The 23,330-nt window shown below is 60.4% G+C and carries 20 protein-coding genes; 8 read left to right on the top strand and 12 right to left on the bottom strand.

Translation table 11 applies throughout. The annotated features are described in order from the left end of the window. Nucleotides 1-383 (bottom strand): TRAP transporter substrate-binding protein DctP (gene dctP, locus B9Z01_RS18935; RefSeq protein ID WP_167387514.1); only part of this gene is annotated, 383 nt, incomplete at its 3' end. Between the two features lie 380 nt (nucleotides 384-763). Between dctP and B9Z01_RS18930 the strand changes: the two genes are divergently transcribed. From B9Z01_RS18930 to B9Z01_RS18920, 3 genes are all read left to right on the top strand, one after another. Next, complete coding sequence (locus tag B9Z01_RS18930; RefSeq protein WP_085485710.1) at nucleotides 764-1,663, top strand: LysR family transcriptional regulator; 900 nt, start codon at nucleotides 764-766, stop codon at nucleotides 1,661-1,663. Nucleotides 1,664-1,787: 124 nt separating this feature from the next. Continuing rightward, nucleotides 1,788-3,041, top strand: coding sequence for a D-amino acid dehydrogenase (locus B9Z01_RS18925; protein ID WP_085485708.1), 1,254 nt, complete (start codon nucleotides 1,788-1,790; stop codon nucleotides 3,039-3,041). Between the two features lie 81 nt (nucleotides 3,042-3,122). Next, entirely contained in the window at nucleotides 3,123-4,019 is an 897-nt protein-coding gene (locus B9Z01_RS18920) for a transporter substrate-binding domain-containing protein (protein WP_085485706.1), read from the top strand. A 147-nt stretch (nucleotides 4,020-4,166) separates the two neighbouring features. On the opposite strand, the gene argE is transcribed toward B9Z01_RS18920, so the two are convergent. The 4 genes from argE to B9Z01_RS18900 all read right to left on the bottom strand — a co-directional run bounded on the left by argE (nucleotide 4,167) and on the right by B9Z01_RS18900 (nucleotide 7,606). Next, nucleotides 4,167-5,378 carry an acetylornithine deacetylase gene (gene argE, locus B9Z01_RS18915; RefSeq protein ID WP_143808979.1) on the bottom strand — a complete coding sequence of 404 codons (1,212 nt, stop codon included), beginning with the start codon at nucleotides 5,376-5,378 and terminating at the stop codon, nucleotides 4,167-4,169. A gap of 47 nt (nucleotides 5,379-5,425) precedes the next feature. Beyond that, nucleotides 5,426-6,403 carry a LysR family transcriptional regulator gene (locus B9Z01_RS18910; RefSeq protein WP_085485784.1) on the bottom strand — a complete coding sequence of 326 codons (978 nt, stop codon included), beginning with the start codon at nucleotides 6,401-6,403 and terminating at the stop codon, nucleotides 5,426-5,428. A 96-nt stretch (nucleotides 6,404-6,499) separates the two neighbouring features. Then, the gene (locus B9Z01_RS18905; protein ID WP_085485705.1) at nucleotides 6,500-7,171 is read right to left on the bottom strand and encodes a DUF1028 domain-containing protein; all 672 of its coding nucleotides are present in this window, start codon (nucleotides 7,169-7,171) and stop codon (nucleotides 6,500-6,502) included. 21 nt (nucleotides 7,172-7,192) lie between these two features. Further along, a complete protein-coding gene (locus tag B9Z01_RS18900; RefSeq protein ID WP_085485703.1) occupies nucleotides 7,193-7,606 on the bottom strand; it encodes a RidA family protein in 414 nt (137 codons plus the stop codon). 419 nt (nucleotides 7,607-8,025) lie between these two features. Between B9Z01_RS18900 and B9Z01_RS18895 the strand changes: the two genes are divergently transcribed. The 3 genes from B9Z01_RS18895 (at nucleotide 8,026) to B9Z01_RS18885 (ending at nucleotide 10,825) form a co-directional block, all read left to right on the top strand. After that, nucleotides 8,026-9,048 carry an ABC transporter substrate-binding protein gene (locus B9Z01_RS18895; RefSeq protein ID WP_085485701.1) on the top strand — a complete coding sequence of 341 codons (1,023 nt, stop codon included), beginning with the start codon at nucleotides 8,026-8,028 and terminating at the stop codon, nucleotides 9,046-9,048. Nucleotides 9,049-9,147: 99 nt separating this feature from the next. Continuing rightward, the gene (locus tag B9Z01_RS18890) at nucleotides 9,148-10,002 is read left to right on the top strand and encodes an ABC transporter permease (protein WP_085485699.1); all 855 of its coding nucleotides are present in this window, start codon (nucleotides 9,148-9,150) and stop codon (nucleotides 10,000-10,002) included. Nucleotide 10,003: 1 nt separating this feature from the next. Then, nucleotides 10,004-10,825, top strand: coding sequence for an ABC transporter permease (locus B9Z01_RS18885; RefSeq protein WP_085485697.1), 822 nt, complete (start codon nucleotides 10,004-10,006; stop codon nucleotides 10,823-10,825). Between the two features lie 142 nt (nucleotides 10,826-10,967). On the opposite strand, the gene B9Z01_RS18880 is transcribed toward B9Z01_RS18885, so the two are convergent. The 5 genes from B9Z01_RS18880 to B9Z01_RS18860 are packed head-to-tail and all read right to left on the bottom strand — an operon-like array spanning nucleotide 10,968 to nucleotide 15,267. Beyond that, the gene (locus B9Z01_RS18880) at nucleotides 10,968-11,921 is read right to left on the bottom strand and encodes a 2-hydroxyacid dehydrogenase (RefSeq protein ID WP_085485782.1); all 954 of its coding nucleotides are present in this window, start codon (nucleotides 11,919-11,921) and stop codon (nucleotides 10,968-10,970) included. A 19-nt stretch (nucleotides 11,922-11,940) separates the two neighbouring features. Then, nucleotides 11,941-12,408, bottom strand: coding sequence for a type II 3-dehydroquinate dehydratase (locus B9Z01_RS18875; RefSeq protein ID WP_085485695.1), 468 nt, complete (start codon nucleotides 12,406-12,408; stop codon nucleotides 11,941-11,943). 9 nt (nucleotides 12,409-12,417) lie between these two features. Further along, complete coding sequence (locus B9Z01_RS18870; RefSeq protein WP_085485693.1) at nucleotides 12,418-13,032, bottom strand: glutathione S-transferase; 615 nt, start codon at nucleotides 13,030-13,032, stop codon at nucleotides 12,418-12,420. A gap of 32 nt (nucleotides 13,033-13,064) precedes the next feature. Further along, entirely contained in the window at nucleotides 13,065-14,063 is a 999-nt protein-coding gene (locus B9Z01_RS18865; RefSeq protein WP_085485780.1) for an NAD(P)H-quinone oxidoreductase, read from the bottom strand. 40 nt (nucleotides 14,064-14,103) lie between these two features. After that, nucleotides 14,104-15,267 carry an ABC transporter ATP-binding protein gene (locus B9Z01_RS18860; RefSeq protein ID WP_244196068.1) on the bottom strand — a complete coding sequence of 388 codons (1,164 nt, stop codon included), beginning with the start codon at nucleotides 15,265-15,267 and terminating at the stop codon, nucleotides 14,104-14,106. A gap of 433 nt (nucleotides 15,268-15,700) precedes the next feature. Here B9Z01_RS18860 and B9Z01_RS18855 point away from each other — a divergent pair, with 433 nt between their 5' ends. Beyond that, nucleotides 15,701-16,951: a flavin-containing monooxygenase gene (locus B9Z01_RS18855; protein ID WP_085485691.1), complete on the top strand. Its 1,251-nt coding sequence runs from the start codon at nucleotides 15,701-15,703 to the stop codon at nucleotides 16,949-16,951. 41 nt (nucleotides 16,952-16,992) lie between these two features. On the opposite strand, the gene B9Z01_RS18850 is transcribed toward B9Z01_RS18855, so the two are convergent. Next, nucleotides 16,993-18,216 (bottom strand): alpha-hydroxy acid oxidase, encoded by a 1,224-nt coding sequence (locus B9Z01_RS18850; protein ID WP_244196067.1) that lies wholly within the window; start codon nucleotides 18,214-18,216, stop codon nucleotides 16,993-16,995. Between the two features lie 901 nt (nucleotides 18,217-19,117). Here B9Z01_RS18850 and B9Z01_RS18845 point away from each other — a divergent pair. Next, nucleotides 19,118-21,778, top strand: a complete 2,661-nt coding sequence (locus B9Z01_RS18845; RefSeq protein WP_085485687.1) for a GH92 family glycosyl hydrolase — start codon at nucleotides 19,118-19,120, stop codon at nucleotides 21,776-21,778. A 202-nt stretch (nucleotides 21,779-21,980) separates the two neighbouring features. Here the strand turns inward: B9Z01_RS18845 and B9Z01_RS18840 are convergent, their stop codons facing one another. Next, a complete protein-coding gene (locus tag B9Z01_RS18840) occupies nucleotides 21,981-23,279 on the bottom strand; it encodes an SUMF1/EgtB/PvdO family nonheme iron enzyme (protein WP_085485685.1) in 1,299 nt (432 codons plus the stop codon). Between the last annotated feature and the right edge of the window lie 51 nt (nucleotides 23,280-23,330).

Here is a 23,330-nt window from a genome sequence, read left to right as displayed (position 1 = left end):
CCTTCGGGGCCGTACATGACCTTGCGGAAATGGTCGATGTCGCGGAACAGGAACGGCAGCGACGGGATCATCGATTCCGGCACGATCTCGTTGAATGCTGCGCCGTTGGCGCGCGTCATGTCGAGTGCGCCGATGCGCACCTGGTCGATCGTGTCGTTTTCGGAGCCGAGCGCGCTGTTGCCGAAGACCTTCACCGAATCCTTGCCGTTGGTCGCCTTGCTGATTTCCTCGCCCATGAATTTCACGGCCATGTTGGTCGGGTAGGTGTCGCCATGCACGTCCGCCACGCGAAAGACTCGTGCTTGTGCCGAACCCGCGCCGAATGCCAGCAGGGAGGCCGCGATCATCGTCGGAATATGGCGGGAGGCAAACTTCATTTTCATCATGACGGTCCTTAAGAAATAGGTCACCCAACAATCGCGGATGAGACGGCTATGTTTCGATCCACATGTTGTACGACAACGTACAAATTTTATAAAATGCGGTTTGGGTTGTACATTCGGTGTTTACCCGCTAGCTGGATGTAATGTAGATGAACGATCCGTCATGAATCGAATCAAGGCGCTATTTGCGGTTCAGAAACGGAGCATGACGAGTTCGCGAGAGCTGTGTTGCTTGTGGAAGGGCGAGATTGAACACGACTTTCGTTGCGATCACGTTGTACGATGAGTGAAGTCGGCCGGAGGGAGCACGCGAGGCTGTTTCAGGCGCATTGCGTGCGAATGCGATCGCAGGGCGACCGGGACACCAGGGGAGAAACAGCGTGCGATTGAGACACATTGAAATTCTGCTTGCAATCATGCGGGCAGGAACGATTTCCAGGGCCGCCGAACTGCTGTGCATTTCGCAACCCGCCATGAGCAAGGCGCTGGCCCAGACCGAGCACAGTCTGGGGTTTCCATTGTTCAACCGCGCTCACAACCGGCTCGTGCCAACGCGGGAAGCTGAAATTCTCTTTGCCGAATCCCACAAGCTCCAGTCGAATATCGATAGCCTTCGAAGCCTCGCACGCAATCTGGCCTCCCAGCCTCAGGGCTATCTGCGCGTCGGGTGCCTGCCGAGCCTCGGCGTGAGCCTGATTCCCGCGGCGATACAGCAGTTTCATCTCTCGCATCCCGAGGTCTCGCTCAGGATCCAGACTCGACATACGACCGAGTTGATAACGGCGCTCTTCACGAGGGATCTCGACATCGGAGTTGCGGTCGAGCCGCCCAGGAGCCCAGGAATCACTGCGATCGAACTGGGCCGCACCGCGCTGGTCTGCGTAGGTCCACCGGAAGACACCAGCCCGGAACCGATCGGGATGGAGGAGGTCGTCACGCGCAACTGGATCAGTATTGGCAATGTCGATCCGCTTGGCGAGTTTATTCGGCGCGAGCTTGAAACGTTGGGCCTGGACGGACACGTTGCTTCTATCGAAGCCCAGACCTGGTACGTTGCGCGGGCGCTCGCAGCGCGGGGCGTCGGCCTCACGTTAATCGATGAACTGAGCGCGCGCACGGGCGCGGACCGCGTGTCGATCCGGCCCGTTCTTCCATCCCTGTCCATTGGTGTCTATGCGCTCTGGCGGGACGGTGAACTGGAATCCCAGCCAGGCAAGGCATTTGTCGATATGCTGCGAGCGTCCGTTGCGAACATGGGAGGAAGTGTTATCCGCAATTGAGTCTCGCATTCTGGAGTCGCGCATAACGTGGGGTTATCCCCTCGCAATTCAATTCATTTGCCGCGCGATGGCTGTGCACGCACACTTTGGCCGGTTACGGTTCCCCGGTGAAGGCTGGTTGCGTATGCAGGTATGTGTCGTGGGTGCGGGCATCGTTGGCTTGACCGGAGCGTATTTTCTCGCTCGCGAGGGCCATGACGTAACGGTTCTGGAGAGTGGAGAAGATGTCGCGCGCGGGGCCAGCTTTGCGAATGGCGCACAGCTGAGCTATAGCTACGTGGCTCCGCTTGCCGATCCTTCCGTACTGCCGCATCTGCCGGCTTGGCTCCTCAGCAGTGACTCGGCGCTTCGATATGTTCCCCGTCCCGACCTGAGACAGTGGCGCTGGTGCATGGCGTTTCTGCGGGCATGTCGCACGGCGACGAGCAACAGGACTGCACTGGAACTGCTCCAGCTTGGCGCCTTGAGCCGCGCGGCCCTGCATGAGCTCGTCGAGCGCGAGTCGATTGATTTCAGCCATGTGCGGAACGGCAAGCTCGTCGTCTATCGTGACGCCCACGAGTTCGGTCTCGCCCGCAAGAAAGTCGAGCTTCTCGCCGAGGGCGGTGCCAGTCAGTCGGCGCTCGACCGCAACGGCTGCATCGAGGTTGAACCGTCACTTGAATTCGCAGGTGCGACGATCGTCGGCGGCATTCATACGCCATCGGAAGAAGCGGGGGATTGCCTGCAGTTTTGCCGGGCGCTCGCAAACGTGCTGCGGGACCGCTATCGCGTCAGGATCCTGACCGGCACCCCGGTGCTAGGCTGGGTCAGGCAGGGAGGGCAGGTTGCTGCCGCGCGCATCGCCGAAGGTGAGGTACGCGCAGATGCATTTGTTCTCTCGGCCGGAACATCAAGTGTCGATCTCGCCGAAGGGCTGGGTTTGCGCCTGCCCATCTACCCGTTGACGGGCTACAGCCTGACGGCCGCCGCGGTCCCGGACCGCGCACCGGGCATCAACGTCACGGACCTTCATCGGAAGGTTGTGTATGCGCGACTGGGAGAACAACTGCGCGTGGCCGGCATGGTGGAAATCACGGGTGCGGACGAAACGCAACGCGATACGCGGCTCGCAACATTGATTCGTCACGTCAAGGAAATCTTCCCCCTGGCAGCGGATTATGAGCGCGCACAGACCTGGTGTGGTCACCGGCCAGCGACGCCCGACAGCAAGCCTCTCGTTGGCGCCACGAAGTACAGCAATGTCTGGTTGAACACGGGACATGGCGCACTGGGTTTTACGCTTGCATGCGGAACCGCGAGGCTGCTGACCGAGGTGCTGCATGGGCGGCAGACGTCGGTTGACGCGGGCGCCTATTCATTGAGCCGGTTGTCGTAGAACGAGAAAGTATCGCTTTTCGCACGCTGGAATAACCTGGTCGACGCGCAGTGCATCGGCCCATCAAACCATGGAGACACTATGAAACGTCTGGCAACGCTGTCCGCGATTGTGACTGGATGCGCGCTCTTCGCCAACGCGCAGGCACAGGATGCGAGCCCCACGCTGCAGAAAATCAAGGATACCGGCGTCATCTCGCTGGGCATCCGCGAATCGTCGGTGCCGTTTTCCTACTACGACAGCCAGCAGCACACGATCGGCTACTCGCAGGAGATTGCACTGCGGATTGTCGACGAGGTCAAAAAGGAACTGAAGCTCAGCAACCTGACTGTCAAGGAAACGCCAATCACGTCGCAGAACCGCATTCCTGTGCTTCAGAACGGAACGATTGATATCGAGTGTGGTTCGACGACGCACACCAAAGAGCGCGCTAATCAGGTGGCTTTCACGAACAGCTTTTTCCAGTATGGCGTTCGCCTCATCACGAAGAAGGACTCGGGTATCAAGGACTTCTCCGATCTCGCGGGCAAGACCGTGGTGACCACGGCGGGCACGTCGGAAGACCGTCTGCTGCGTGAGATGAACAATGCGAAGAAGATGAACATGCAACTCATCTTCGCGAAGGACCACGCGGATTCCTTTCTCGTGATGAAGACCGGCCGGGCGGCGGCCTATGTGAATGACGAGCCGCTTCTGTATGGGGCGAGGGCGACGGAGAAGAACCCGCAGGACTATGTGGTCACCGGTACGCCGCCCATGTCCGAGGTCTACGGCTGCATGGTGCGCAAGGATGACCCCGTCTTCAAGAAGCTCGCGGACCGCGTGATTGCCAACATGCAAACGTCGGGCGAGGCGGAGCAACTCTACAAGAAGTGGTTTAACCAGGCGATTCCGCCCAAGGGTATCAACCTCGACTACCCGCTTTCCGCGGACAACAAGGCGCTGTTCGCGCATCCGAACGATCAGGCACTCGACTGATTTCCGGCTGCAACGGGGAGCCGGGGGCATCGGCAGGGCGCCGCGCTCCCTGCAGTTCTGCGCCTCCGGGCACACAACCAACCAGCCATGACCGGAAGCTGGAGAAGGCCATCTGCCGGACTCCGGCGCCCTTGTGGGGAGACCTTTTCAGTCCTCGGCGTGTTCCGCGACATCCCTGGACGCGCAGAGGTACTCGGTAAGCTTTGAGAGCATGCGATCGCAAGCCTCGATCTGGGAGATCTCCACATATTCATCCGGTTTATGCGCCACCTCGATGGAGCCGGGCCCGCACACCAGCACAGACGTCTGACGCCAGCTTTGCTGAAACAGGCCGCCTTCGGTACCGAACGCGACCTTGGTGCAGGAAGTGTCCGGCGGCAGAATGGAGGCAAGCAGGCGAACAGCCGCCGAATCCTCGGCGGTAAGCAGGCCGGGGTAAGCGTTGGTGACCTCCACCTCGGGTAACGGTGGCTCGTTCTCCGGTGAATAAGGCCAGCTGCGCATGCGGCGTTCAGTGTGTTCGAGAATGCGGGCAAGGATCTGAGCCGGATCATCGGCAGCGATATTCCGGATCTCGAAGTTCACTTCGCATTGAGCCGGCACGATGTTGAGCGCCTTACCTCCGCCGATCGTGCCCACATGGATGGTGCTATATGGAATGGCGTAGCCTGGCTCCTGCTCACCGTTCTCGGCCAGATCGTATTGGACCTCGCGGATAGCGGACACCAGGTCCGTGGCCGTATGGATCGCGTTGACAAAGCGCGGGGCCAGGCCGGAATGGCCTTCCTCGCCACAGCAATACGCCCGGTAGGCGGCTTTACCCTTATGACCGATCCCGATTTTCATCAACGTTGGCTCGCCCACGAGGCACAGCATGGGGGCGGGGAGGTGACCTTCGAGCTCCCGCAACAGGTGCCGCACGCCCACGCAACCGATCTCCTCATCGAAGGAGAGCGCCAGTTGCAATGGTCTCTTGAGGTCTTTGCCGGCGGCGTGGATCATCGCGGTGACAGCACATGCCACAAAGCCCTTCATGTCGGCACTGCCGCGGCCGAAAAGGCGGCCGTCAAGCTCGGTCGCCGCGAACGGCGGCAGTGTCCAGTTCTGCCCCTCGACCGGGACCACGTCGGTGTGGCCGGACAGCATCACGCCAGGGATTCCACTCGGTCCGACGCTCGCAAAAAGATTGCATCGCGATGGGTCTTTCGGATCCGACACGACGACGGTGCCGATGTTCGCTTGATGCAGCAACTCTTGCACGCGTGTCATCAATCCCGCATTAGGCGTGCGTGAGACCGTTGGGAACGCGATCAACTCGCGTAGCAATTCGAGGCTGCTCAAGGGAAGGGGATTGGACATAGTGGGGTATCGGGAGATTGCTCTGGGTCGAAGTCGCTATCAAAGGCTCAGGCAGACTGGTCTTCTTTGGCTGCATTGATGTGCGGATCGAAGTAGCTGGCCGCACTCATGCCAGGAATGTACTGGTCCGAAATGTACGCACGGCAGCGCTGCATAAAGGCCTGCGCCAGCCGCGACTGCCTCACGGGTGCGTAGGTGGCAAGCCCCAGCAGCATCGGACGATGCGTGCCTGCAAGACGGACGCGTACAAAGCGCTTTCCGTCCAGAGACTGGTTGGATTTGGGCCGCACGTTGAACAGCGCGTAGCCGATGTCGTTGGTCACCATCGAGCGGATGACATCTTCCGACCGGGAACGGGCGACGATTCGCGGCTGAACCCCGGTGTGTGCGAAGAGTGAGAGGAAATAGTCTCTGCTCATCGGCAGGTCCAGCAGCACCATGGGATGCGGTGCCAGTTCCTGCAGCGTCACGACTGCCTGCTGCGTCAAGGGATGCAATTCGCTCAGCAGCGCATGCGGCGGGAGGTGACACAGGACTTCGAACTGGATGCTTGCGTCAAGTTGCAGGTCGTAGGTAAGGGCAACGTCGATCTCCGCTTTCTGCAGTTTGTCCATCAGTTCCTGCTGGTCACCCTCGACCATTTGCAAGTCGACATTGTTGAATGCCCGCTGGAAGCCGAAAATGACTTCCGGCGCAATCATGGGCGTCAGGGACTGAAAGCAGCCGATGCGCAAAACGCCCTGGACAGTCTCGGTGGAATCCGACGCGATCTCCTGCAGTTTGGAGGCCCGCTCGAGCAGGTCTTCGCACTCCTGCATCATCCGGGTGCCGATGGGCGTCAGCGACAAGCCTTTCGACGGATGGCGGATGAAAAGCTGAACCCCGAGTTCCGCCTCCATGTGAGCGATGGCTGCGGAAATCGACGGCGGAGAAATGTGGATCTGGTCCGATGCGATGGCGATGCTGCCGAGTTTGGCAGTAGCCAGAAAATACTCCATCTGTCGTAGAGAGATACGGTTGAGCATGGGCTGAACGGGAAGGAACGAGGTGAAGTGCGCTAGATACCGGCTCGGCACTGGCGGCGCTCATCTTCGCACAAGTTCTCCGGTGCGGCATGCGTGTCAGCGATTGCCGGGTACCCCGAAGCTCGGCGCCGCCCTGGGGTCGCGAGCACGCGTAATGTAGTCCTGCACCTGAGGCTCGTAGATCTTCCAGGCAGCATATACCGCCTGGACCGGACCATGGTCCACCCAGTCCATTCGCAGGTCGACAATGGGCCAATCCATCTCGCCATAGACGAGCAATCCCGCGGAATGAACCGGACCTTCCTCGCCACCGGCAGCCTCGCCGGCGAGCAACGCCAGCATGAGGCGTTCGGCGAGCGCGCCGCGGGCCGTTTCGAAGGCAGACAGCATGGCGCCCGGAACGTCCTTCGAAGCGAGCATGTTACCGGCGCAGGCCGCGTGTTCGCCAGTGGCAGTGGCCAGTGTACCGAGTGCGGACGAGCCGGTGAAGATGGCCGGCGGGTGGTGCGCATCGAGAGCCATGAGCTGGCGGTACGAGATAAACGGGCGTTGCTGTAACTCCCGAATCGCCTGTTCGGGGCTTTGTCCGGTCGCCATCAGTTCGAGTGCCTGCGTCCCGAGGCCGGGATCGGTGATATTTTGGCTCGCCGCCACGCCGACTCCGCGGCGGCCACGAATACATCGAGACGCGACGGCAGGCGACGAAGAGGAAATGGCAGCACCGAATTGGCCCGTCTGTGGGCAGCGCGCAATGATCGAGAAGGTCATGAGGCCGGTCTCCTGATTGGATCAGTCGGGAATGACGCCGGTCGCGTCGATTTCCACCAGCCATTCAGGGCGCGCCAGAGCCGAAACCACGATTCCGGTCGAGACCGGATACACGCCTTTGAGCCAGCGGCCGACCACGCGGTAGACGTCCTCGCGATAGCGGGGATCGATGATGTAGATGGTGATCTTGCAGATATCCGCGAGCTCGCCCCCCGCTTCCTTGATGAGCATTGCGATATTCGCCATGGCCTGCTCAGCCTGGCCTGCTGCGTCGCCGATGCACACACTCTCGGAAGTATCCAGGTTTTGTCCGATCTGCCCGCGTAGAAAAACCGTCCGGCCACGCGCGACCACGGCCTGGCACAGGTCGTTGTCCAGTTTCTGCTCAGGATAGGTGGCCTTGGTATTGAAGGGGCGAATGCGGGTGTGTTTCATGCCGTAATTCCTTTTAGGGCGCTCGGAGGATTGAGGCAACGACAGAACTCGCCACTGGGAAAGTCGGTCGCCATGCACTGAACGCTCATGATTGGTTAAAGGAGCGTCGACGCCCATTTGTCTTTTCCGGGGCTGTGTCTCGGATTTTCCGAAAGCGCCGGCTAGAGGAGTTTGCCGCAAGGATCACTCGGTGTAATCCCGATGCCTATGACTACCGACACCTCGCCTCGCAGTCATGCGGCCCAGCAGATTCGGGCCACCTCGGCATTTGTGAATCCAGCATCAGGAATTGCGAGTCATGGATGAGGAAAAGGCAAATTGGTGTGTTTTATTGACTCTTCCACTATTAGCTTGCGTTTCGACAGGCCGCGTGGCGCGCGCTGGTTGGGTGACGCTCAAATCAACCGCAGAGGTATCCGATGATTCGAAAAATCGTAGCATTCAGCGTTTTGTTCAGCGCACTGTTCACGGGCGCGGCGAGGGCAGAGGACGCACTGGTGGTCAGCACGTGGGGCGGAAACTTCCGCGACATGATCGACGACGCCATCGGCAAGGAATTTACACGCCAGACGGGTGTTCCGGTCAAGTACATCACGGGCGGCACGATCGATCGCCTCAATAAGGCCAAACTCTCCGTGACCCCCGAAAGCGACATCACATTTACCACGTCGCATGTGGGCTGGCTCTATGTGAATAGCGGATTATTCGAGAAGCTCGACACCAGCAAGCTGCCCAACTACGCGCATCTGGTCGACCAGGCGAAGATCAGTCCGTACCACATCGGCAGCTATGCTTACGTCTATACGATCGCCTACCGTCCCGACCTGGTGCCGTCGAACATCACCTTCCAATCCTGGAACGATCTGTGGAACCCGGCTCTCAAGGGCAAGATCTCAGTGACCGATTACGATCCTAGCCAGATCCTCACGGTGTCGGCTTTGCTGTCCGGGGGAGATTCCAGAACCTGGCAGAAAGGTCAGCAGAAACTGAAGGCGCTCAAGCCTAACTTCAAGGCCTTCTGCACGGACGACGCCAACTGCGAGCAGATCATCAGCACGGGAGAGGCGCCGGTCCAGGTCATGCTCTCGATGAACGCCTACTACATGATGAAGGAAGGTGCTCCCATCAAGCTGGCGATCCCCAAGGAGGGCCCGGTGCTGGGCATCGACACTATGGCGATCATGAAGGGGTCGAAGAAGGCCGACCTCGCCTACAAGTTCATGAACATTGCGCTCTCGCCCGAGGTGCAAGGCAAGATCGTGGCCCTGCAAAAAGCCAGTCCGGTCGTCGACAACGCCAAGGTGGCGCCCGAGGATGCGGCGTTGCCGGGCATGCTCGTCACCAAGGCGCAGTGGGACCATGTCATCAACATCGACCCGAAAATGCGGGCGCAACTGATGCCCGAGTGGCGCAAGTGGTTTGCCGAGAACATCATGAATTGATAGGGCGTGCAGTCTCGGGTGTCGGCACCCCATCGGCAATTGCAATCGGGGTGCCTGTTCCGGCCGAAAGATTGGAGATAACGGGAGAGCAATCAGGTCATGAACATGTATGTCAGGCTGAAGGTATGGTTGATTTCGCCAGCAGTTGTCGTGGCGTTCAGTACTTGTGCGGCGTTGATTACCGTTCTTCAATACAGCCTGCGCGCCTACGTGCCGGGTTCGCTCGACGTCGGTGGCTTTACGCTGACCAATTTCACGGGCCTAAGCAACTCCATTTATCTGTATGCGTTGTGGAACACGTTCCGGTTGAGCGTCGAAACGTGTGTATTCACGCTTCTGGTCGCGTATCCGCTGGCCTACGCGATGGTTCGCGTGACCAATCGCGCTCTCAAATCCATGATCCTGATTATCTCGATCACGCCGCTGTTTCTCGGCGAGATCGTGCGCACCTATTCCTGGATCATCGTGCTTGGCAGCAACGGCTTTATCAACACGATGCTGCTCAAGCTGGGGTTGATCGACGCGCCGATCGACATGATGTACACGCATTTCGGGGTGCTCGTGGCCCTGGTGCATGTGACCATCCCGGTGATGGTGCTCATGTTGGGCGCGGCCATCGCGCACATCGATCGACGTTATGAGCGGGCGGCGCAAAGTCTGGGAGCCGGGCCAATCAACATTTTCGTGACGGTGACGCTGCCCCTGTCCATGCCCGGGATTCTTGCCAGCTCGACCACCGCCTTCGCATGGACGTTCAGTGCCTTTGCCACTCCGCAGATTATCGGTGGCGGACGCGTACCGACTATCTCGACACTGGTTTATCAGCTCGGCCTATCTTCGTTGAACTTCCCGCTCGCAGCCAGCTTGAGCATCGTGGGTCTCGCGCTGACTTTTTCGTCCCTGCTTGCGCTCGGGACCGTTACGACTCGTCTTAAGCGGATTGGAGGTCATTGACATGAATATCAGACACTCGCTACCGTTGCCGCTGCGCGTGGCCGGCCCGGCACTGATTTGCGCCATCCTCGCGTTTCTCCTGCTGCCGGTCGTCGTGGTCGCGCTGACGTCCTTCAACGGTAGCGCTCTACTCTCGTTTCCGCCGCAAACCTGGTCCTTGCGATGGTTTGAGCGCGTATTCACGTACTCCGATTTCAAGCAGGGGTTCCAATCCAGCCTGATCGTCACGCTGTGGTCTTCGCTGATCGCGCTGGCGATCGGCACCGGCGTGATGGTTGCGGTCAAGCGGCTGGATTTCAGGGGCAAGGATACGCTGCAGGCTATTCTGCAATTGCCGATGGTCGTGCCGCAATTCACGCTCGGCCTGGGACTTCTCATCATGGTCTTCGAGTCCAGGATGGAGAGAGGCTACGCCATCATGGTGCTCTGCCACGTGATTCTGGTCTTGCCGTTCGTATTGCGCAGCGTCTACGTGTCGATGGAGAATCTCGACGAGCGATTGGAACACGCTGCGACCAGCCTGGGAGCGACACCGCTCAAGGTGGTATTCACGGTGATGATTCCGCAACTGGCGCCGGGGTTGTTTGGCGGATGGTTGTTCGCGGCCATCCTGTCGTTCAACGAATTCACCGCTTCGCTCTTCATCGCGACCGAGAACACCCAGACACTGCCGATCGTCATGTACAACTATGTGCGCCAGTTTGCCGATCCGACGCTGGCTGCACTCTCGGTGCTGTACGTCGTCATCACAGCCAGTTTGCTGGTGTTTGCCAATTATTTCCTTGGCCTTAGCAAGGTTCTCGGTATCGAAGAGAGCCGCTGATGCGGGCCCAAGGTCTGCTGGTTCCTTCAGTAAAAGGGCGGCGGCACGATCTCATTGGAGAAATCGCCGAGGCCGCGAAGGCCTTGCGGCAGGCAGATCGACGGGCGATGAGTTCATGTGCCTCTGCCCGAGCGTGACCGGCTCAGTAGCCGAGGGCTGGATCGATCTGACTGGCGAGCGTTTCGCCGTTCGCGACGCGCACCAGGTTCTCGGCAATCTGCCTCGCGGCCGAAGCGGGAATCGCGACGGATGCAAGATGAGGCGTGATGAGCACGTTCGGCATGCGCCAAAGCGGATCATCCTTCGGTAGCGGTTCGTGCTCGAAAGCATCAAGTGTGGCCGACCCGATATGGCCGCTGTCCAACAGCTCGGTCAGAGCCGCCTGGTCGACCAGCGCGCCGCGCGCTACGTTGATGAATGCAGCTCCTTGCGGCAACCGCAGCAGTCGTTCCCGATTCAGCAGGCCTCGTGTTTTAGGCGTGAGTGCCAGCATGACGACCACGATATCGGCCTGGCTGAGCACTGTGTCGAGCGTCTCGATGCCAGCGTAGCATTGGATGCCCTCGATCTTGCGCAGGTTGCGCGACCAGCCCAGGACCGTCAAGCCCTGGCGCTGCAGCTCGTTCGCGGCCCGGGAGCCAAGCTCTCCCAGGCCCAGCACGGCTACCCGAATGTCCTCGAGGTTGCGCGGATGGCGATAGGCCCATTGGCCGCTGCGCTGCGCCTGCTCGAAAAACGGAATTTCGCGGGCATGACGCAATGTGGCGAACAGTACAAAGCCCGCCATCATGCGGGCCATTTGTGGATCGCTGATGCGGGTAATAGGCACGCCTTCGGGCAGGTCCGTACGCGAGACCAGAGTGTCGACGCCCGCGCCAAGGTTGACGATCAACTTTATTTGCGTCATTTCCCGGAAAAAACCCTCGGGTGGTTTCCAGACCAACGCGAAGTCGATGGACTTCGGATCGTCCACTTCTTTCCAGTGCAGAACCCGCAGCGTGGGCAGGTGGGACTGCAGCGCCTGTTTCCAGGTGCCGAAATCGTCGAAGTCACTGAAAAACACCAGCGCGCCCATAGGGCGGGAAGGGTTTGGCATGGTCATAACCGGTTGAAAATCAGATCTTGATCAATTGCGACATGGCCTGGATGGCGAGTTCATAACCGTCGCCGCCAAGGCCCGCGATAACGGCGTTGGCAGCCTTGGAAACATAGGAGTGGTGGCGAAAGCTTTCGCGGCGCCAGATATTGCTCATGTGCACTTCGATGATCTTGCCGGGAAACGAAAGCAGGGCATCGAGAATCGGCACTGAGGAATAGGTCAGGCCGGCGGCGTTGATAATGATGCCCGCCGCCGTGCCGCGTGCCTGCTGAATCCAGTCCACGATCTGGCCTTCCCAGTTGGACTGGACAAAATTCAGCGTCAGGCCCAACTCCGCCGCCTTGGCCTCGCAGCGATCCTTGAGCACGGGAAAGCTGTCCGTACCATAGACCTGGTTGGCGTCCAGTCCATAGAGATTGGCATTGGGACCGTTGATGAACCAGATAGTCGAGGCAGGGGCAGAAGATGTCATGGTGTCGGTCATGCAATTCACTCAGGTATGAGGAACGGTAGCCCGCATGGCGGGCAGCGTTGCCATCTGCGCATGCCACTGTGCGGCTTTGGGATGGGTGTCGCGCCAATTGAGTTCAGGGAAGCGGAAATCCAGGTAACCGAGCGCGCAACCGATAGTGACCTCCCCGATGGTGAGATGGGTTGTCGCCAGCGTTTTGGCTTGTGTCTCGATGTCCTCGAGACATGCCGCGACCTTGACCAATTGCGCCGCGCGCCAGCCTCCCCATTGCTTCTCCTCGGGCCGCGCAGTGAATTCGTAGCGCGCGAGCAATGCCGCGTCGAGCAGACCATCGCCCATCGATTGACGCAGCAGGGCCTGCCAGCGCAGTTTCCCTGCCGCGGGAAACAGACCATACCCGGGCGCGAGGCTGTCGAGGTACTCGCAGATCACGCGGCTGTCGTACAGCGACTGACCGTCGGCCAGGATCATCGTCGGCACTTTTGCCATCGGATTGTGAGCGGCAATGCGGGCGTCGCGATTGATGGGGTTGGCGGCGCTATCCAGCAAGCTGATGTGTTCGACCAGATTCAGCAGATGCGCGCTGACCATGACCTTGCGCACGTAGGGCGAGGTCGGTGCGTAGAGGAGTTGCATGATAGTTGCGGTCCCGGGTGGCGCGGCGGGGATCAGGGAATCAGTACCAGCTTGCCGAACACGTCGCCCCGCTCGAGCATGCGATGCGCGTCGGCCACCCTGGCGAGCGGCAGCTTTTCATGAATGCGCGGCCGCACCCGGCCGTCGGCCAAGAGCGGCAGCACGCGCCGCTCGATCAGCCGGGCCATGCGTGCTTTTTCCGCGAGGGATTGAGGCCTCAAGGTCGACGAGTGCAGACTAAGCTGCTTTTGCATGAGTGTCAGCAACTCGAGGTCGACCCGGGAGCCTTGCAGAAATGAGAGGCTCACGTGACGGCCGCCGAACGCCAATGCATCCAGGTTGCGTTTGACATAGTCACCGCCGATCATATCGAGCACGACGTCCACTCCAAGCCCATCGGTGGCTTGACGGCACGCTGCCACGAAATCGGTATCGTGATAGTTGATCGCCTTGGCGGCGCCCATTGCCATCAATTCGGGGAGTTGCTCCTTGATGCCGGCCGTGACGATAACCCGGGCCCCTGCCGCGTGCGCCATGCGTATGGCCAACGTGCCGATGCCACCCGCCGCGCCGTGGATCAGCACGGTTTCGCCCATTTGCAGCGCACCCAGTTCGAACAGGTTGTGCCAGACCGCGAATAGTCCCTCCGGCAGAGCGCCAGCCTCGACGTCGGTGAGTCCGGGGGGCACGGGAAGGCATTGCTCCGCATACGCGATGCACCAGGGTGCATAGCCGCCGCCGGGCAGCAGCGCCATGACGCGTGTGCCCGGTACGAGCCGTTCTACGCCCGGGCCGCAAGCGGCGACTTCGCCGCAAGCCTCCAGACCCAGCACGTCGGTCGCGCCGGGAGCAGGCATTGCGAGACCTTGACGCTGCATGATATCCGGCCGATTGATGCCTGCCGCGAGCACCCGCAGCAGCACCTGACCGGCGCCCGGCACGGGGACAGGGCGCTCGGCCATCGTCAGAACCTCGGGCCCACCGGGTTGGCGAGCTACGATTGCTTGCATGGAAGAAGGGATCGTCGTCATATTCTGGTAGTCGCTGTAAGCCACGGGCTGCACACGGAACTCAGGCCGTGGCTGCGGAGAAAACGGTCATGTTGCGCGGTGGAAGCGTTAGTGCGGTCACGGTGCCGATCGGCCATCGATCCATGACGGCCAATCCCGGCGAACGCACCATCACGCGTTGAAAGCCGCTGACGGGAATATCGACATCCACGTAGGTATCGGAGTGATCGCCCTGGAACACGTGGCGCACCACGGTGCCGGTCAGGACCGAGTCGGCGCTCAGCGGTTCGAAGGAAATATGCTCAGGGCGCACATAGATGTCCAGCCGTCCCCCGTCGTGTCGACCGCCAACCAGACGCTCCCGCTCGACGCTGACCAGGCGGGCGCCTAGACGAAGGTGGAGATGGGTTCCATCTTCACCATGAAAGTGCGCCGGCAGGATGTTGACGTCGCCGAGGAAGGACGCCACGAAGGGATCCTCGGGGCGGCGATAGATCTGGTCAGGCGTCGATATCTGACAGATTCGGCCGCCCGACATGACGGCAATGCGGTCCGACATGCTCAGCGCTTCACTCTGATCGTGCGTCACGAAAATCGTCGTCACACCAAGCTTGCGCTGGATTTCGCGGATCTCGACCTGCATGGAGCCGCGCAGATTCTTGTCCAGTGCCGAGAACGGTTCGTCGAGCAACAAGACCTTCGGCTCGATGACGAGGGCACGAGCCAGCGCCACGCGTTGCTGCTGACCGCCGGAAAGCTCGCGGGGCTTACGATGCCCCAGTTCGTCCAGCTTCACCAGCGCCATGGCAGCCCGCACGCGCTGCCTGATCTCAGCGGCCGGTATGCCTCGCATGCGTAGGCCGTAGCCGATGTTGCGCTCCACATCCATATGCGGAAAGAGCGCGTAGTTCTGGAACACGACGCCGATCTGGCGTTTGTGGGGCGGCAGGCTCGTCACCGGTTGCTGGTCGATGAATATCTCGCCCTGTTCCGCTTCCGTGAATCCGGCAATCAGATTGAGCAACGTTGTTTTGCCGCAGCCCGAAGGGCCCAGCAAGGTAAGAAACTCGCCTTGGCGAATCTTCAGCGAGAGGTCATGCAGAATGGTCTGGTCACGGTACTTCGTGACCACATGCTCCACGCTGACGGCGACCGCGGGGCTTGGCAACGGCGGGCTTTCCAGCTGGAGGGCAGACGAATCAATTGAGTTCATGATGTCGATCATGCAGATAGCCTTATCTCTGTACTGAACGGGATCCGTAGCATCAAGCGCGGTCAATGCGGTACTCGCGGTATTCGCCCGATCGGAACCATCGCATTGAAGGATACGGAAAATGCGTCGTCGCGGCCTTTGCGAATCTTGAGGCCCGGCGTCGGAAAAACAGAATCTCCCCCGCGAAAGACGTCCGCACCGCCGTGATTGCCCCGAAAAACATGTCCTTCGGTAAATGCCTGAAGGGGCAACGATAGCCGTTTGCTTTTTCCGAAGCACCGAATCCAAAAATCCTGATTTCCAAGCAGAGTCCTGTTGCGCAAACTTCGACCGTGCGTGAAACCAATGTTTCGCAGAATTCACGCGTTCCTGGAGTTGGACTCCGAGGCCTTCGCGCGTCGCGTTTGGAATCGGATGATCTCGACTCCTTTCTTGGGAATCGGAAATGACAGTTGAAAAAATCGATACGCTGGTAGTCGGCGCTGGTCAGTCGGGGATCGCCATGAGCGAACATCTCTCGCAGATGGGCATCCCGCACATCGTTCTGGAGCGCAAGCGGGTTGCGGAACGCTGGCGCTCCGAACGCTGGGACTCCCTCGTTGCCAACGGTCCGGCATGGCACGACCGCTTTCCGAACCTCGAGTTCGAAGATGTGGCTCCCGACGTCTTTCCGCCGAAGGAGCGCGTGGCAAAGTATTTCGAGGACTATGCCAGCATGATTAATGCGCCGGTCCGCACGGGCGTGGAGGTCAAGCGTGTCAGGCGCAATGAAAACCGTCCGGGATTCATCGTGACGACGTCGGAAGGTGTCATCGAAGCCGAGCGCGTGGTAGCCGCCACCGGCCCTTTCCAGATTCCCCAATACCCCAAAATCGTTTCGACGGATGCCGGGGTCGACCAGTTGCATTCCTCGGCCTACAAGAATCCGGGACAACTGGCAAACGGGGCCGTGCTGGTCGTTGGCGGCGGCGCCTCGGGCTCACAGATCGCGGAAGAGTTGTGCAATGCGGGCCGGACGGTCTACCTGTCGATCGGCGAGCACTACCGGCCGCCGCGTTCTTACCGCCAACGTGACTATGTCTGGTGGCTCGGTGTGCTCGGCAAGTGGGATGAGATCAAGACCAAGCCGAAAAAGAAACACGTTGCCTTCGCCGTGAGCGGTTATGAGGGCGGCAAGACGGTCGATTTCCGGCGCCTCGCGCACAAGGGCATTACCGTTCTGGGCTTGACCAAGACCTATGAGAACGGTGTGCTCCATTTCGAGAATGATCTGGCGTCGAATATCGCCGAGGGCGACAAGGACTACTTCGATGTCCTACGCGAAGCCGACACCTACATCGAGCGCAATGGCATCGATCTGCCGCCGGAGCCCGAAGCCTGGCAACTCCTGGAAGACCCCGAATGCATCAGGCAGCCGATCCTCAGCCTTGACCTTGCCCAGGCCGGGATTAAAACCATCCTCTGGGCAACCGGCTTCAAGTTCGATTTCAGTTGGCTGGAAGTCGACGCCTTCGATGAGCATGGCATGCCGTTTCACAAACGCGGGCTTTCGTCGGAAACGGGTATCTACTTCCTGGGGCTGCCCGAACTCACGAACCGGGCTTCGTCGTTCATTTACGGGTGCTGGCACGACGCGAAGTACATCGCCGACCACATCATGATTCAACGAAACTATGTTGCTTACAGGAAAAAGTGAAGCAGGTGGATATGCTCGCCACCATACCGGAGGCGGGCATATCAGCGACGCCGATCACAGGCTGTAAAGCCGTGAGAGGCCAGAACGTCCGCGGTTAGCGAGGTGAGCCTGGCGCAGCCGAGCAACCGCAGGCACGTCTGCAACTCATTGTGCAGCAGCGCCAGGACATCGCGGGCGCCGGACTGCCCAGCGGCCGCCAGCCCATATAGCGGCGCGCGGCCAAGCAAGACGCCGCGCGCACCCAGCGCTACGGCCTTCACTATGTCGCTGCCGCGCAGAATGCCGCCATCTGCGAGGACTTCGGCCGAACGTGGCGCGTAGCTCACTGTTTGCGCAATGATGTCCAGTGGGCTGCGTGCGCCGTCGAGTTGTCTTCCGCCGTGATTCGATAACACGACGCCGTCGACCTCGTGCTGGAACGCTGTTCTTGCATCCTCGACTGTCTGAATGCCCTTGATGAAGATTTTGCCGTCCCAGTGCGCTCGCAGCCACGCGATATCGCGCCAGTTCAAGGTCTGGTCCATTCGATGAGTACTCGTGCCCATGCGGTCCTCGATGCCCGCGCCCAGTTGAGCACTTCGTGACAGGTTCACGAGTTTCGGTTGGCCGTGGATTCCCACCGTAGCAAGCCAACGCGGATGGGTCACGATGTCCCAGACAAGCCGCGGTGTCCAGCGCAACGGCATCGTAAAGCCGGTTCGGACATAATCGTCGCGCTGACCCAGCACCGGTGTATCGACGGTCAACAGCAAGGCGGAAAACTTCGCTGCACGCGCACGCGCCATCATGTTCTCGGCAATTCGGCGGTCCTCCTGCACATAGAGCTGCAGCCACAGGTCACCGTCAGTCACGTCGCGCACGACTTCCAGCAAGCTCGTCGAGGCCGTCGAAAGTGCAAACGGGAGGCCCGCCGCCTGCGCCGCGCGTGCGAGCGCTTCATCCGCATGCCGACGAAATATTCCATTCAGACCCGTAGGGCCGACTACCGCGGGCCACGTGGCTGGCCTGCCCGCAAGCATCGTGCGTGTATCGATAACGGAGACGTCTTGCAGAACGCGAGGCTCGAACGCCAGCGCCTCAAATGCCGCGCGATTTCGGCGCAGTGTGATTTCGTTCTCGGCGCCACCTTCGAGATACGAAAAGGCGAATCCAGGCAGGAAGCGCTGGGCTGCCGTGCGGTAATCCGCTACGTTCGAAAGAACCATGAACTCTCCTACACATCTGAATCTGACGAGGCCTATCCGCACGGAAATATGCGACGCCATTTTTTGTCGTGTCGATTCGGCCCCGGAGTGCCTCAAGTTGCCGCATTACTTTGATTTCTTTAAATCGTTCAACGAGTCTCTTCGATTTTCAATACTGTCCTGAGGCTTTAGGAAGCAATTGGCGAAGGCGAACAAGCGGGTTGTGCTGACGATGTACTCCGTGGACAGCACCGCCAATGTGGAATCTGCAAACTGGCAGGTAGTTCTAAATGATGGGCAGCAGTGTCTGCGTCCTCTCTCAGGTAAAGAAAAGCGAAGCCGTGAATCTGCCGCAGTTTGTCGAAATATGTGTGAATAGTGAAAGAGTTCGTCCGGAGTACCAAGTTGCCTTTTCCTCAGGCATGACTCGCAATTCCTGAGGTACTTTTTTTATCTCGCGCAGGCCTCCGGCTCGTACGAACCGCTATCCCCCGGCCAGCGCATTGTTGGAGGCTTTGTCGCGGTAAGGACCTGCTGTGCCGAAGTCCCGAAGACGACAGAGAACTTGTGAATTTCCGATGCGCGACGCATTAATCATGATTACGCAACAGAATTTTGTTTAGATAAACGAGCTAAAAATACGTAAAAATACGAATAGAAAACTCGAATCCGTTTCAGCATTCTTCCGATCATTGTCCTTTCATGGAAATCAGTGTGGCGAAGCGACGCGTCACACGGTCTCTCCCGCGCAGGCGATTCGCCGCATATGCGTGCGCGGAATCCCCGGTCGATTCACCAGATCAGAAGAGAATTTCCGAAAAAACAATTTCTGATATAGAAATTTTGCACACCGAATCAATAGGATCGCTTCGAGAGCGATACGAAGACAGGCAACGACGACGAATCGAATGCATCTTGTAGATGGATGAAGTTCAACGAGCGGTTTTTCAAACAGGACCGACGCAGAGAGAGGAGTGGACGAGTGAAGCTACATTATGTGTTGGGTATCGGGTGCCTTGCCGCCCTGCCGGGATGGTGGAGCGATCAGGGTTCGACGGATGCGAGCATGCTGGCGAAGGCAAACGCGGCCGAAGTGGGATCCTCGCAGGGTGGTCAGGGCGATCAGGGCGATCAGGGGAATGCCGGCAAGCGGTCGATCCTGCGCAGCGTCGATCCGATGATCGGCACCGCGAATCTCGATATCAACGCGCCGTGGGACAGCGGCGTGCGGGGTCATGGCCATGTCTACCCCGGCGCGACCGTGCCGTTCGGCATGGTCCAGCTCGGGCCGGACACGACCGGCACGACCACGCCGTCGTCCGGCTGGGATCGCAGCCCCGGCTATCTGTACGACGATGCCTATATCACCGGCTTCTCGCATACGCACCTGTCGGGCACCGGCATCGGCTCGGGCGGCGAAGTGCGGTTCCTGCCGACGCTGGCGCCGGTCGACAAGACGACGCTTGCCAAGGTGGCCGCCGATTCGTCGATCACCTACAACGCATCGTTCAAACATGACGACGAACGCGCTAGCGCCGGTTACTACGGCGTGCTGATGTCGCCGCAAGGCACGGGCAACACGCCGTGGAACGTGCAGGGTGCGAAGATATTCGCCGAGATGACGGCTACCACGCATGCGGGCGTGCAGCGCTACACGTACTTCCCGAACACGGCGGCGCAGCGGCAGAGCATGATCGTGAGTATCGACCATCCGATCGGTGGCACGACCGCCAGTGGCAAGATCGAGGTGATCGATGCGCAGACGATCGCGGGATGGGAGATCACCAACAATTGGGCGAGTAACAAACCGACGTATTTCGTTGCGCGCTTCTCGAAGGCGTTTGACCCCAAGAACGTCGCTTTCAGCGCGGACGGCTACCAGGCCTACCTGACCTTCGCGGGCAACGGCAACTATGCCGGCGGCTCGGTCACGGTGAAGGTGGGCATATCGCCGTCGAGCATCGCGGACGCCCAGGCCAACCTCGCAGCGGAAGTCGGCGCGAAGTCGTTCGATCAGGTGCGCGGTTCGGCCGAGCGCGACTGGGCCGCCGCTCTCGGCAGGATCCGCATCAAGGGTGGCACGGCGGACCAGCAAACCATGTTCTACACGTCGCTGTACCGCACGATGCTCGCGCCGACGCTCTACAACAATGCGGACGGCAGTTACGTCGGCACGGATTCGACCAACGACAGCACGATGTCACCGCCCACGACGAGCAAGCATGCGAACCCTGGTTTCGACTACTCGTCGACGTTCTCGCTGTGGGACACCTTCCGCGCCGAATCGCCGTTGATGACGCTGGTGCAGCCAGAACGCGTAGACGGCTGGGTCAAGTCGCTGCTGACGCAGTTCAGGCAGAACGGCAAGGGAGAACTGCCGGTGTGGCCGCTTGCGCAAACGGAAACCTTCACGATGGCGGGCCATCCGTCGATCCCGATGATTGCGGATGCCTATCTGAAGCATCTGACGAGCGCGAGTGTCGACGACATCTGGACCGCGCTGACGACTACCCAGAGCGCGAGCGCGCACGGCTTCGACCAGTATCGGCAGCGCGGCTACGTGTTTGCCGGCGACAACGCGTCTGCGTCGACCACGCAGGACTATTCGTTCGACGACTGGGCGACGGCCGCGGTGGGCAAGGCGGCGGGCAAGGGCACGGCCGACTACCGGCCGTACCTGCAACGCAGCCTGAACTACCGGAACGTGTTCAACACGAACCTGAACAACGGCTGGAAGTTCGCACAGCCGAAGGATGCGCAGGGCAACTGGTTGGCCGGTTTCGATCCGACCGCGGCCGAGAAGACGAATTTCTCCGAGTCGAATTCGTGGGTCGATACGTGGAACGTCTTCCACGATTTCCCGGGGCTGATTGCGCTGCTAGGAGGGAAAGCCCAGTTTGCCGCGCAACTCGACAGGACGTTCGACCCGGCTAATCCACTAACCTTTCTCAACAACCAGGGCTTTCCGGACCTGACCGGCAGAAGCGGCCAGTATTTCGCGGGGAATGAGCCGGCGAACCATCTGCCTTACCTGTACGACGTGGTGGGGATGCCGTCGAAGACGCAGGATCGGGTGCGCTCGGTGATGGACAACATGTACTCGTTGACGCTTACGGCCGGCGATCGCGCCGCGTTGAGCGGCGATAGCCTGACGGCCGCGCAGAACGATCCGAGGCGGGTGCGGGATTCGGCCGTTCCTGGCAACGACGATTGCGGGCAGCTGTCTGCCTGGTACGTGCTGTCCGCGCTTGGCATGTATTCGCTGAACCCCGTCGGCGGCGTGTTCTATTTCGGCACGCCGCTATTCGAGGAGGCGACGATCGACGTGCCGGTCGCGACCGGCGGGGCATCCGGCGGCGGGTTGCAGTTCAGCGCGCCGCGGCGCTTCACGATCACCGCGCATACGGCGAACGGCGGCGCGCCGTCGGCGGTCAATCGCTACGTCCAGTCGGTCAGCCTGAATGGCTCGCCGCTGCACCGGCCCTACATCACCTATGACGAGATGAAGGCCGGCGGCACGCTCGCTTTCGTGATGGGGGCGACGCCGAACGACGCATGGATCGGCCAGTGGGACGGACAGGATCCCAACAGCGTACTGGCGCCGTCGCTGGTGTCGAACGGCGGTTCGGCCGGGAATCCGTAGTCCGGCACGCCGTTCGGTGCGCTCGCCGCGCACTGTTCGAGGGACGCAGCCGGAACGAGTGTCCGGTTGCGTCTTCGCGTTTATGTTCCGGGGCTGTTGCCGTTGCTGGAGAAAGCGTTCCGACGCTGCCAGTGGGCGATTGGCAGGCGCTGGCGCATGCGCGTGAATGGAACGTACATTCAGGTTAGCGGCGAGTGGAAATTCACCTCACACACCGGAACCCCGCATAAACATACTGATAATGCGGCTGAAACCAGTTGCGGAATTCCGGCCGCAGCATGCACGCCGCGGTGCGCGCGGAGCCGCCTTTGAGCACGTAATGCTGCCCGTCGAAGAAGTTGGCCGAATAGCCGAGATAGAACGGAAACGCTTCGAAGCCGGGCAGTGCGTCGAATAATGTCGACGTCCATTCCCAGCCGTTGCCGAACTGGCCTTCCACGCCGAATGCGCTGACGTTGTCCGGATGCGCGTCGACGGGTTGCGGGTCCCAGCTGCGGAAGTCGAAATTGCCCGATGCCGCCAGCGGTGCGCCTTGCGCGGCGCGCTGCCATTGCGCCTCGGTCGGCAGGGTCTTGCCGGCCCAGCGCGCGTAGGCGCTCGCTTCGGCGTGGCTCACGTAGACCGGCCAGTCGAGCGGCAGCGGCACTTCGTCGAACATCGTGCGCAGCGTCCAGCCGCCGCGTGCGCTGTGCCCGTCTTGCGCCGTGCGTGGCGACCAGCCGGCGGGATGCTCGATGCGCTCGGCTTCGCGCCACGCCCAGTCCTTCGGCGACCACCACTTCGGCTCGCGATAACCGCCGTCCTCGATGAACTCGAGAAACGCGCCGTTCGTCACCATATGGCGGTCGATCTCGAAAGCGGGCACGTCCACGCGTAGTTCGCCGAACTCGTTGTCCCAGCCGAAGCGGCCGGCATCGCGCGTCATGCCGAGCACGGCCGGCCCGCCCGGCACGCCGATCATCGACGACAACGCCTCGCGCCGCTGCGGCCTTGTCACGACGGGCTCGCGCAATGCGGTGTTCTTCTGCTCGAGCGGCAACTGATGGAACATGTACGCGAGCGTTTCGGCATGCATCAGGCGATGCTCGATCGCGACGTTCAGCAATTGCGCGGATGCTTCGCTTTGGGCTGCGTTTTCGAGGTCGTCGAGCGCGGTGTCGATCTGCCGGCGTGCACGCGCGGCGTACTCGCGCACCGTCTCGAGCGAGGGCCAATCGCCTGGCTCATCAGTCGGGAAGCCGCCGTCCACCGGGTCGATGCCGAATGCGAAAAGCTGGTCGAGTTCAGGTGTGAACGCGGGCAGATCGACCAGACGCTTGTCGAACAGATTGCGATCGAAGGCTTCCAGATGGCCGATATAGAACACGATCCGGTGACGTTCGCGGATCGGCCGTTCGTACAGATACTCGGGTTTGACGACGGCAAAAAGCGCGTCGGTGATTTGACGCGCATTGATCAGGCGCTGGACGAGCGGGTGATGCGGGGCGGGGTCGCGATTCATTCGCCGGGCTCCTTTGTCGATCGGAGTTAGCGCTTCAGCGCTTACTCCGGT

Source organism: Paraburkholderia susongensis, from assembly GCF_900177725.1.
Taxonomy (GTDB): domain Bacteria; phylum Pseudomonadota; class Gammaproteobacteria; order Burkholderiales; family Burkholderiaceae; genus Paraburkholderia; species Paraburkholderia susongensis.
This window is presented reverse-complemented; position numbering and strand designations above follow the sequence as displayed.